A 12094-nucleotide genomic window follows, 5' to 3' on the forward strand; every position below is an offset into this window, starting at 1 on the left:
CACCAGGCCCGCCCCGCCCCCCGTCTCACCACCGCCGCCGCCCGTCCCGCCGCCACCCGTCCCGCCGGCGGCGGCGGTGGCCGCCTCGGACGAGGACGCCCCGCACCACGAGTCGCCAGCGCACGAGCTGCCACCGCACGAGCCACCGGCGCACGGGCCGACGACGGAAGCGGTGGTGAACGCGGCAGGCGAACCGCCTGCCGGCGACGCCGCCCGCGAGCGGCCGGATCGGGGCGAGGTCGCGATTCCCCGCCGATGGGCCGTCGATCCAGCGGTTCGCGGCGCCGCCGCCCGTCTGATCGACGAGAACCGATTCGGGCTCACGTCCTGGCTCGCCGAGGCTGCGGGAGCAGCCCCGGACACGGTGCGCGCACTGCGGCTGGTCGCCTACGGCGATGCGTTGCGGGTGGCCGTCGGCGCCTGCGCCAGCAGGTTCGGTGATCTCGCCGGCGAGCTGCGCCTGCGCGACGTCGAGGATCGACACGTGCGCATCCTGGTCTTCACGGCGGCGGTGCGCGCCGCCCTGCTCGCGCCGCACTCGGCGGCTCCCGAGCTGCTGCGCGAGCTACTGCCGGCCGTCGCCGACCAGCCCGATCTGTCGGCCATCGGCGCCATCATCCGGGACAGCGCGTTGCGCGGGGTCCAGCTTGTCAACGCCTCCGGTGCGGCGATGGCCGGGGTCGCCAAGCTGGAGACGGAAATTGCGGACGCCGTCGAGCAGGCCGCCGAACTGCTGAAGGCCGGCCCGAAGAGGACGATCAAATTCGCGGCCGCGACCGCGATCTGGCAGGACTGGATCTCCGCCACCGGGCCACTGGGCTCCCTGCTCGCGACCGTCGCCGCCGACAACCGCGACGCCCGCCGCGGCGTCGACACCGAGGTGCTCGACCTTCGCAACCCGAAGAAGCTCGATCGCCTGATCGAGCAGACCGACCGGCGCAGCCGCGGGCGGGGATCGCGGGCGCCGATCATCGCCGGCGCCCGGGCCCGGCTTGTGGAGCGGGCCACCGAGGTGGCGGACCACGTGGCGGGCTGGTCACAGGCCGTCGGCCGGCTGGAGGGGTTCCGGGCGGCAGCCCGGGACGCGGCCTGGCAGCAGGCCCCGGTCGCCGGGCTGCGCGACCAGGTGCGTCCCCACAAGGACGGCGTCGTCGCGGCACTCGGCGCCCTCGCCGCCCAGGCATCCGCCGACGATCCGCTGTGCACCGCGGCCCTGCGAGCCGCCGGGCGGAGCCTCGCGGCGAGCTTCGGCCTGTTCGACGGCCAGGCCCTCGACGGCGACGAGCCACCGGTCGAGCAGGTGATCAACCGGGAGCTGCTGAAGGTCGCCGATGTGGCCCTCGACGGCCTGCGCCCGCGGGGCGTCATCCCCGTCGAGGCCGTCCTGGCGGCCGTCGACGGCGACGACTGGGAGGCCGCCTTCGACGCCCGGGCCGCCCGCGGCGACCACGCGGCGACCCGACTGATCATCGATGTGATCGAGGAGAACGATCCCCGCCTCGCCGCGACGCTGCGGCGCCGACGGGAGGACACACGCAGCCGGGACGAGGAGGAGTTCCAGCGTGCCGTCAAGGCGATCAACGAACGGATGGCGCGGGAACGGCGGCAGGGCTTCGTCGACGACGACGAGTGGAGCGACCTGACCACCCGACTGGCCGCGATGACCTCCAGGGATCGCGACGACTTCGGGCTGCTGCGCGCCCAGCTCGACGAGCTGACCGCCGACCTGACCGCCGCCGGCGAGCGGGCCACCGACCTTGCCCGTAAGCGGCTCGCCGACCTGCGTAATGTCTCGCCGGCGGTCAGCGCGGTGGCCGACCGCATCGACACGCTCATCCAGCGGGGGCATCTCGCCACCGCCGACGAGTTCCTCGCCCTCGCCGAGAGCGGCGAGGACCTGCCCAGTGCCGACGACGCCGGCGATGCGGGCGGCGGAGCCGGACCCGACCCGGTCGCCGAGCTGTCGGCCATCGTCGCGGCGCTCGCTGCCGAGCCGTTGACGCTGGCAGCGGCCCGAGCGGCCGCCGCGGGTGACGCCTGGACACCAGCTGTCACCTTCTCCTCGCTAGCCCCGGACCGGCGGCGTAAGGCCGCGGACGCCATCGAGGCGTGGATCGCCCACCGGGACGGCCCGCGGTCCAACCGCAACGTCGAGGCGCTCCGCACGGTGCTGGCTGCGACCGGGATCGACGCCGACAATCCGCGCCGGTCAAACGACGTCCGCCCGAGCGACATCCGCTCGGGCGACCGGGTGTGGATGAATTTGACCGGCGTGCGCCGGCTCGGCTCCGCACTGGTGCCCACGTTCGGGACGATGTCCGGCGGCGACCGCGGCGAACTGCTGCGGATGCTGCTGGTGTGGGGTCGGCCGTCCGCGGCGGCTCTCTTCGAGATGATCGCGCAGGACGGTTCCGGTCAGCCGGTGCTCGTGCTCTACTTCGGCCTGCTGCCCGCCGCCGAACGTCGCGCGCTGAGCGAGCTCGCCCGGCGCCGGACGCATGCAGCGGCCGTCGTCGACGATGCTGTCCTTGCCTATCTCGCGAGCCGACCTGAGTCGACCTTCGACGCGCTGATGGGTGCGGTTCTTCCGTTCACCGCCATCAACCCATACAACCCGCGGGTCGCCGGGCGGGTGCCGGTCGAGATGTTCTACGGCCGGACCGACGAGATCCACGAGATCATCGATCGGCAGGGCACCTCCTTCCTGTACGGCGGACGGCAGCTCGGCAAGTCGTCGCTGCTGCGGGCGGCGGCGCGGCAGTTCGACGACGGGGTCACCCGCCGAGTGCTCTACCTGGACCTGCAGCGGGAGGGCATCGGCCGTACCCGCCGGCCGACGGACCTCTGGGACGTGCTCTGGGATCGGCTGGCGACCATGGGCATCGTCCGGGGGCGCCGGCCGGCACCCCGCGAGCTGGCCGATCGGGTGGTGAGCGGGGTCCGCACCTGGCTCGATGCCCGGGATGACCGCCGGATGCTGTTGCTGCTCGACGAGTGCGACGACTTTCTGGAGGCCGACGCCGCGGAGCAGTTCCCCACCGTTGTCCGGATCAAAGGCCTGCTGGAGGAGACCAACCAGCGTTGCAAGCCCGTCTTCGCCGGGCTGCATCAGGTGCAGCGGTTCGAACACATCCCGAATCAGCCGCTGGCGCACCTCGGCCGCCCCCTGTCCATCGGCCCGCTGCGGCCGAAGGCCGCCTTCGACCTGCTCGACCGGCCGATGCGGGCGCTGGGCTACCGGTTCGAGTCGAACGAGCTCGTCAACCGGGTGCTCGCCTACTGCAACAACCAGCCGAGTCTCATCCAGCTCTTCGGGGACGCGCTGGTCCAGCAACTCCTTCGGGCGCCGGTCGGGCCCGACGCCCCGCCGCATATGATCACCGAGGACGACGTCGAGTCGGCCTACGCCAGCCGCGACCTCACCGAGGACTTCCGGCACCGGTTCGAGCTCACCCTCCAACTCGATCTCCGCTACAAGGTGATCGCCTACGCGATGGCGCACCGGGCACACGAGGCCGGGCCGGCCACGGTGGCGGATCCCGCCCGCCTGCGCGCCGACTGCGAGCAGTGGTGGCCGCGCGGGTTCGCCGGCATCCCGGGCGACGAGTTCCGCGGCCTGCTCGGCGAGATGGTCGGACTCGGTGTCCTCAGCGAGGTCGACAGCGGGTTCCGGATGCGCAGCCCGAACGTGCTGCGCACCCTCGGCACCGCCGACCAGATCGAGGATCGGCTGCTCGACACCGAGAACTACCCGGTACCTGAACCGTTCCAGGCGGCATCCTTCCGTCGGGCGCTGCCGACGACCGGTCGCCGCGCCCCACTCAACGAGGCGCAACTCGCGCAGATCCTCGAACGACGCAACCAGCCGTTGGTGATCGCAGGCAGCCCCGCCCTCGGGCTCGGCGACGTGATCGAGGCCGTGCGCGACTGCGACAAGCGCACCTACTCGGTGTCGGAGACAGTCGTCAACGGGGACCGAATCAGCGCGGGGTCGATCCGTCCGGTGCCGGGCAAACACCGCCTCGTCCTCGCCGACATGGCCGGGCTGGACACCGAGGGGGCACAGGCAGCCATCGAGAGCGCACGCGACGCGCTGGCGCGCACCACGGGTGAGACCGTCGCCGTCGTCGCACTGACCGACCCGCGCCATGCCCTGCTCTGGCCGTCGCTGTCGACCGACGGCCAGGGGACCGCCGAGACCGTCCGGGTCATCGGGCTGCGCCGCTGGGACCTCACAGGGCTGCGGATGTGGATGCACGACACCGACCTGCCCTTCCAGGCCGACGATGCCCAGCGCGGCCTGCTCGCTGCGACCGGCGGGTGGCCGCTGCTGATCGACCGCGTCGTCGAAACGCTGAACAGCGGACGCACCCCGCCACGGTCCGCGCTCGACGCGCTTGCCGCCCACCTGGCCGACGAACACGGCGCCGTCGAGTTCGTCACCGCCACCGGACTACTCGCCCAGCCGATCATCCGGCGCGCCTTCGGGGTGCTGGTCGACTACGACGAACCGGCGTTCGGCGAGGATCTCGCCGATCTGCTGGCCGATGAGCTCGGCGCCGAGCTCATCGGCCGGGTCGAGCCCGCCGGCCTGGGCACGCCGGACCGGAGAGCAGCGCTGCGCGTCCTCGAGACGCTGCGGCTGCTCGCGGTTCTGCCCATGTCCGACGGGCGGCTCACCGTCGAGCCGGTACTCGCCGCCGTCTGGCGAACCATGCACGCGGCCGCGGCGCATCCCCGATGACCCCAGGCGACCCCAGGTACGACCCGGCCGTAGCCGGAGACAGCACGGCTGCAGACTGCGCCGCAGAACCCGACGCCGCGCCTGCCGGTGGCCCCACGAGCCTGACCGCGGCGACTCTGCATGCCGCCGCGGCGCTGCTGCTCACCGACGGTCCGCCCCCGCTGCGCGCACTCGCCGACCGCGGCTGGACCGTCGGGATGCTGCTGCACGCCCGGCGTGCGCTCGTCGTCGAGGCGCTGCGGCGCAGCCCGGCGCTGCGGGTCGCCGTGGGTCTGCCCGCATCCGCCGATCCGGACCCGAGCCCTGACCCGGACTCCGAACCGGACTCCGAACGGGACTCCGAACCGGACCCGGACCCGGACTCGCTGGCCCGCCGGATCGCCGTGCTCGAGCGTCGGCTTCGTCGGGCCGAGCAGCGCAACACCGAACTCACCGCACTGATCCCCAGTCGTGCCGAGCGCGCGCGGGCGAACCGGCGGCTTCGCCGGCTGCGCGACGCCGAGAACGCCGTCGCCGATCTCACCGCCCACGGTGCCGCTCTGGCGGCGTCGGCTACCGAGCTGGCCGACGAGCTCCAAGCGGTGCGCCGGGAACGCGAGGAGGCGCTGGCCGAACGAGATCAGGCGAGGCGCTCGCACGCTGCGCTGGTCACCCGCCTGGCCGCCGCCGGCGAACACGATCCCACACCGGACGTCACGCCGTCACCGATCCACCGGCCGGCCGACAACGCCCCGACCGACGGCCTGGAAGCCGCCCGGCCGCGTCAGCCGGTCGCCACGGTCTGGACAGCCCGGGACTGGGAGGTCCGTCCGCTGGGCGGCGCCCAGGAGATCGGCGGATCTGCGCTGCTGGTGACCGTCGCGGGACGGCGCGTCCTGATCGACGCCGGCCTGCGGCCCGCGGCCGCGAGCAGCGCCGAACTGCTGCCGCGGCGCATCGACGAGGTCGGCGACCGCCTGGATGCCATCGTGATCACCCACGCTCACGCGGACCACGCCGGCTGCGTGCCGGTCCTGGCCCGCCGGTTTCCGCGAACGCCGATCCTGTGCTCCGCGGGCACCGCCGCCCTGCTGCCGACCATGTGGCGCGACGGACTCGGCGTCATGATCGGCAGAGCGAGGTCGGACGCCCGATGGATGGCGACTCCACCCGACCTGCTGTACTCCGATGACGACCTGACGACCGCGGAACGACTGCTGCAGGAGGTGCCGTTCGGCGCGGTGCGCCGCTTCGGTGACCTCGGCCTGCGGCTGTTTCCCGCGGGTCACGTGCTGGGCGCCGCCGGCGTCGTCCTCAGCGCCGACGAGGGCCGCGGTGGCCGGGTGGTGGTCACCGGCGACATCTGTGACCTGCGGCAGTCGTCCGTCGCGGAATGCGAGTTGCCCCCGGATGACGTGGTACGCGGCGCGGACCTGCTGGTCATCGAGTCCACGCACTGCCACACCACCCTGCCGCGACGCCACGACCAGGTCGCCGCGCTGGTGGAGGAGGTGCGCGACGTCGTCGTCGCCGGACGGGGACGCGTCCTGATCCCGGCGTTCGCCCTCGGCCGCGCCCAGGAGATCGCGCTGATCCTCGCCGAGCACCTGCCCGACGTGCCGGTACTCATCGACGGGCTCGCCCGGGAGATCTCCACGATCTACGAACAGCGGGCCGGGGCGGAGGCGGCGCGGCTGACAGCGGCGCGGCGAACGGCCGGTGAGCGGGCGACCGGCACGACATCGATCTCGGATCTCATCCCGCCGGTGGCAGCGACCCGCCCGGTGCGGATCTTCAACGACACCGTCCAGGCGGTACCCCAACGGGGTCGCTACCAGGCGATCCGGAGTCTGCGCCGAGGGGTGGTGATCACCACATCCGGCATGCTGACGGGCGGCCCGGCGGTGCAGTGGGCCCGGGAGATCCTGCCCGACCCCCGCGCGGCACTGTTGCTGTGCGGGCACCAGGACGAGGAGTCACCGGGCCGGCGACTGGCGGCCCTCACCGGCCGGCAACCTGGCGACCAGGCCATGCTGCTCGACCTTGGCGACCATGGCGCCGGACCGGCGCAGATCCGCGTCGCCGCCAGGGTCCGCAACTACCGACTGTCCGCCCACGCGGACCGACGCGGCCTGCTCGACATCGTCGATCAGGTGGCGCCGCGGGAGGTGATGCTCGTCCATGGGACGCGCCGCAACCAGGAGATGTTCCGCGAAGTGCTCGAGGTACGCGGCCAGGCGACCACTCCCACCGACGACTGGCGACGGTGACCGACGCCGCACCCGACCATTCGTATCCCGAGCAGCCGTATCCCGGCCGCCGTTGCCACCTGTCGCGCGGATGCGACGGCTTCGTCAGCAACACCACGTCCCCCGCCCGCCGTGCGGCGAGGCGGGTGGGGGACGTGTGCTGTCCCGGAGGACGGGATGGGGCGGGCGTGGCCCGGGGTCAGCGCAGCGGGGTCAGCCGAGCAGGGCGAGGGCCTCGTTGAAGGTCGTCGAGGGGCGCATGATCTCGGTGGCCTTCACCGGGTCGGGCTGGTAGTAGCCGCCGATGTCGGCCGGGTTGCCCTGCACGGCGAGCAGCTCGTCGGCGATGACCTTCTCGCCGTCGGTGAGGGCCTTGGCCAGGGGGGCGAAGGACTCGGCGAGGGCGGCGTCGTCGGTCTGGGCGGCCAGTTCCTGGGCCCAGTACAGGGACAGGTAGAAGTGGCTGCCGCGGTTGTCGATGCCGCCGACGCGCCGCGCCGGGGACTTGTCCTCGTTGAGGAACGTCGCGGTCGCCCGGTCGAGGGTGTCGGCGAGGACCTTCGCCCGGGTGTTGCCGGTGGACAGGGCGAACTGCTCGAAGCTCACCGCGAGCGCGAGGAACTCACCAAGGCTGTCCCAGCGCAGGTAGTTCTCCTTGACGAGCTGCTGGACGTGCTTGGGCGCGGAGCCGCCCGCGCCGGTCTCGAACAGGCCGCCACCGTTCATCAGCGGCACCACCGAGAGCATCTTGGCGCTCGTGCCGAGCTCCAGGATGGGGAACAGGTCGGTCAGGTAGTCGCGCAGCACGTTGCCGGTGACGGAGATGGTGTTCTCGCCGCGACGGATCCGCTCCAGTGAGAACGCGATCGCGTCGACCGGGGCCTTGATCTCGATCGTGAGGCCGGCGGTGTCGTACTCGGGCAGGTAGGCCTGGACCTTCTCGATCAGGCGGGCGTCGTGGGCGCGGGCGGCGTCCAGCCAGAACACCGCCGGGTCGCCGGAGGCGCGGGCCCGGGTGACGGCAAGCTTCACCCAGTCCCGGACCGGGGCGTCCTTGGTCTGGCAGGCACGGAAGATGTCACCGGCGCTGACGGCCTGCTCCAGCACGGCCTCGCCGGCGGCGTTGACGACGCGGACGGTGCCGGTGGTGGCGATCTCGAAGGTCTTGTCGTGGCTGCCGTACTCCTCGGCCTTCTGCGCCATGAGGCCGACGTTGGGCACCGAGCCCATCGTCGCCGGGTCGTAGGCGCCGTGGGCGCGGCAGTCGTCGAGGACGACCTGGTAGATGCCGGCGTAGCTGGAGTCCGGCAGAACCGCGAGGGTGTCGGCCTCCGCGCCGTCCGGGCCCCACATGTGGCCGGAGGTGCGGATCATCGCGGGCATGGAGGCGTCGACGATGATGTCGCTCGGCACGTGCAGGTTGGTGATCCCGCGGTCGGAGTCGACCATCGCCAGGGCCGGGCCCTCGGCGATCTCGGCCTCGAAGGACGCCTGGATCGCCGCGCCGTCGGGCAGGGACGCCAGGCCCTTGAGGATGCCGCCGAGGCCGTCGTTCGGGGTCAGCCCGGCGGCGGCGAGCGCCTCGCCGTGGGCGGCGAACGTCTTCGGGAAGAACGCGCGGACCACGTGGCCGAAGATGATCGGGTCGGAGACCTTCATCATCGTGGCCTTGAGGTGCACGGAGAACAGCACGCCCTCGGCCTTGGCCCGGGCGATCTGCGCGGTCAGGAACTCACGCAGCGCGGCCACCCGCAGGACGGCGGCGTCGATCACCTCACCGGCGAGCACCGGCAGGGCCGGCAGCAGGACGGTGGTGCTGCCGTCGTCGCCGACCAGCTCGATGCGCAGGGTGTCGTCCGCCGGGAGGATCACCGCCTTCTCCGTGGCGCGGAAGTCGTCGGCGCCCATGGTGGCGACGTTCGTCTTCGACTCCGAGCTCCACGCGCCCATCCGGTGCGGGTGTACCCGGGCGTAGGCCTTCACCGAGGCGGGGGCACGCCGGTCGGAGTTGCCCTCGCGCAGCACCGGGTTGACGGCGCTGCCCTTGATCTTGTCGTAGCGGGCGCGGATGTCGCGCTCGGCGTCGGTACGCGGGTCGTCGGGGTAGTCCGGCAGCGCGTAGCCCTGCTGCTGCAGCTCGGCGACAGCCGCCTTGAGCTGCGGGATGGATGCCGAGATGTTCGGCAGCTTGATGATGTTCGCCCCGGGGGTCTTGGCCAGCTCGCCGAGCTCGGCGAGCGCGTCGTCGATGCGCTGCCCGGGTTCGAGATGCTCGGGGAAGCTGGCGATGATCCGCCCCGCGAGGGAGATGTCGCGGCTGTCCACCGGAACGCCGGCCGTCGCCGCGTACGCCTGCACCACCGGCAGGAACGAGTACGTGGCCAGGGCCGGGGCCTCGTCCGTGTGGGTATAGATGATCGTCGAATCAGTCACCGAGACTCCGCTTCACGTCTACTCCGTCTGGGTATCAACATATGCCGCGCCGGGACCCGCCACCGTGATCACAGCGCTGGGTGTGGGCGGGTGCTCGTCGACGAGCCGGCGCCGCTGTGGTCACGATCAGGGCCGTGGCCGAGCACGCCATGGCCGGCGCGCAGGTGGAGCGCGTCGATCGAATTCGAACGCGGAATCGACACCGAGAGGGTCGGCGAGTCGCCGCCGGGATTCTACGGCACCCGATTCGCTCGGGTGTCGTCCCGGACGGCCGGCCTGCGCCGGCGTGACGTCCGGTGACTGCCTTCGTGACGGTCCGACCGGGCGGGCGTCACCTGTGGGTGCCCGGCACGGGCAGCGCGGCGGGCACGCAGGCTGCCGAATGTCCGCCCATCACCCGCTGTGAGATAGTTCACCCCGCAGATTGGTGGACGCCCGCGTCGGGACTAATCATGCGGCCAGTCGGCCGGTTCGTGTGGGTCGCGGGCAGCGGGGTAGATCGTCCGCCATGACCGCCAGTACCGACGCATCCGGCCCTCCCGGCCCGGGCCGGCGCGCCGACCAGCAGGACGCGGAGTCCGCGCAGGAGCGGCGCAACCGCAACTGGGCCGACATCCTGCAGGAGCTGCGGGTGGCCCAGACGGGCGTGCAGTTGCTGACCGCCTTCCTGCTGGCGCTGCCCTTCCAGAACCGCTTCGCCGACCTCACCGACGGTCAGGAGTGGCTATACCTCGCGATCGTGCTGCTGTCCATCACGGCCACGGGGTTGCTGATCATGCCGGTGAGCCTGCATCGCGCCCTGTTCCGCCGGCGGGAGAAGGAGACGCTGGTCCAGATCGCCAACCGGCTCGCCCAGGTCGGGCTCGCCGTGCTGGCCCTGGCCATCTCCGGGGTAGTCCTACTGATCTTCGACGTCACCAAGGGCCAGACCACGGCCGTGGTCGTCGCGACCGCCACCCTCGTCGTCCTGACGGTGCTGTGGGCGGCGATCCCGGCGTTGATCACCCGATCGGGTACGGAGGACTGACACCTGCGTAGGGGGCTGTTGACCCTCGTTCTCGCTCTCGCTCTGCTCACCGGAGGCGTGGTGGCCTGCCAGGACTCCGCCTGCGCCGCCGCTCCCGTCGTACTCGCACAGCGCCGGCAGACGAGCGGGGCCGGCCGGTTCGCCGACGCGGCGGACGAGCGGCGGCCGGCCGCCCCTCGCCGGCGTTTTCGCAGGTGTGGCCGGGGAAACAGACGGCAATGACGACCAGGGCTGTTCGGACGGTAGGAGTCGAGGAGGAGTTCCTCCTCGTCGACCCCGAGCGCCACGCGGTGCGCGCCGCCGCGTCGCGGGTGCTGGCTCGGGGGGACCGCGACCGCGCCGGGCCACCGCCGGGCGACGGCGATCTCGACGTCGAGCTGACCCGCGAGCAGGTCGAGAGCGGCTCGACGCCCCACACCAGCCTCGCCGGGCTGCGCGGGTCGCTGGTGGAGCTGCGCCGCGCCGCCTCGCGGGCCGCCGAAGCGGAGGGCGTGGCCCTCGCCGCCACCGCGACCTGCCCCACGCCGACCCGGCCGACCATCACCCCCAGGCCGCGCTACCAGCAGATCCGCGAGGAGTTCGGGCTCACCGCCCGCGAGCAGCTCACCTGCGGCTGCCACGTGCACGTCGCGGTGCACTCCCGGCAGGAGGCCGTCGGCGCGCTCGACCGGCTGCGCCCGTGGCTGTCCGTGCTGGTCGCGATGACCGCGAACTCGCCGTTCTGGCAGGGGGTGGACAGCGGCTATGCCAGCTACCGCACCCAGGTGTGGCAGCGCTGGCCCACCGCCGGCGCCACCGGCGCGTTCGGGTCACCCGAGGAGTACGACCGGGTCGTCGACCTGCTGATCCGCACCGGCGCCGCGATGGACGACGGCATGATCTATTTCGACGTCCGGCTGTCGCACCACTACCCGACCCTGGAGCTGCGGGTCGCCGACGTGTGCCTGTCCGTCGACGACAGCGTCCTGCTCGCCGCGCTGGCCCGGGCGCTGGTGTCGACGGCGGCGCGCCAGTGGGCGGCGGGCGAGCCGGCCCCGCCGTGCTCGCCGAGCTGCGCCGCGCTCAGATCAGTCGGCGGATGCTGCTGCTCTGGGCCGTCCTGCGCAGCGTGGGCGCCGTCGAGGTCGACGTCGAGACGCGGAACTGCCTGGCCACGTCGGTGCGGGTGCTCACCCGGGCCCAGCGGCGGGCGCCCGGTGAGGTGCACGCCCTGCTGCTGCACCCGACGGTCGGGATCTGGCTGGTGGACAGCCTGCGCCGGTGCTGGCATGCGGCGGCCCGCCTCGACGGCGTCGGCGCGGCCGGCGTCGGCGGTCCGGGTTACTTCGACGGTCCGGGTTATCTCGACGGTCTGGGTTACCTCGGCGGGATCGCGATCGCCGCCGCCCTGCGCGCCCGGCAGGCGTGCCGGGTGCCGGTTCGGATCGTCGACGGGCTGATCGCCGTTCCGACCGTCGGGTGCGCCGTCATGGAGGGGGCGGGCGGCTGGGCGCTCGCCGTCGTCACGCCGGCCGGCGCCGGGGACGACCGGCCGCCCACGCTGCGGATGCTGCTTCCCGACCGGTGTCTCGTGGTGCGCCCCGGCGATCCGCACCCGCCGACCGGGGACGCCTGGCTCCCGACGCGGTCCGTGCTGGCCGGCGCCGGGGCCGGGGCCGGCTC

The 12094-nt window shown here is 72.9% G+C and carries 5 protein-coding genes and 1 pseudogene; 5 read left to right on the forward strand and 1 reads right to left on the reverse strand.

Features of this window, described 5'->3' with window-relative positions; all coding sequences use genetic code 11:
* Window positions 1–172 precede the first annotated feature (172 nt).
* Together ND748_RS15385 and ND748_RS15390 are read left to right on the forward strand one after the other, a co-directional pair.
* Complete coding sequence (locus ND748_RS15385; protein ID WP_251746494.1) at window positions 173–4744, forward strand: hypothetical protein; 4572 nt, start codon at window positions 173–175, stop codon at window positions 4742–4744.
* The gene (locus tag ND748_RS15390) at window positions 4741–6993 is read left to right on the forward strand and encodes an MBL fold metallo-hydrolase (protein WP_251746495.1); all 2253 of its coding nucleotides are present in this window, start codon (window positions 4741–4743) and stop codon (window positions 6991–6993) included. Before ND748_RS15385 ends, ND748_RS15390 begins: the two co-directional genes overlap by 4 nt.
* Before the next feature lie 192 nt (window positions 6994–7185).
* Here the strand turns inward: ND748_RS15390 and ND748_RS15395 are convergent, their stop codons facing one another.
* Window positions 7186–9405 (reverse strand): NADP-dependent isocitrate dehydrogenase, encoded by a 2220-nt coding sequence (locus ND748_RS15395; protein WP_251746496.1) that lies wholly within the window; start codon window positions 9403–9405, stop codon window positions 7186–7188.
* 508 nt (window positions 9406–9913) lie between these two features.
* Here ND748_RS15395 and ND748_RS15400 point away from each other — a divergent pair.
* The 3 genes and pseudogenes from ND748_RS15400 to ND748_RS15410 all read left to right on the forward strand — a co-directional run.
* Window positions 9914–10432 carry a DUF6328 family protein gene (locus tag ND748_RS15400; RefSeq protein WP_251746497.1) on the forward strand — a complete coding sequence of 173 codons (519 nt, stop codon included), beginning with the start codon at window positions 9914–9916 and terminating at the stop codon, window positions 10430–10432.
* 218 nt (window positions 10433–10650) lie between these two features.
* Window positions 10651–11871 carry a glutamate--cysteine ligase gene (locus ND748_RS15405; RefSeq protein WP_251746498.1) on the forward strand — a complete coding sequence of 407 codons (1221 nt, stop codon included), beginning with the start codon at window positions 10651–10653 and terminating at the stop codon, window positions 11869–11871.
* A pseudogene (locus ND748_RS15410) lies at window positions 11844–12094 on the forward strand (HEXXH motif domain-containing protein); the annotation flags it as partial. The gene ND748_RS15405 and the pseudogene ND748_RS15410, both read left to right, overlap by 28 nt.

Source organism: Frankia sp. AiPs1 (genome assembly GCF_023716945.1).
GTDB lineage: Bacteria > Actinomycetota > Actinomycetes > Frankiales > Frankiaceae > Frankia.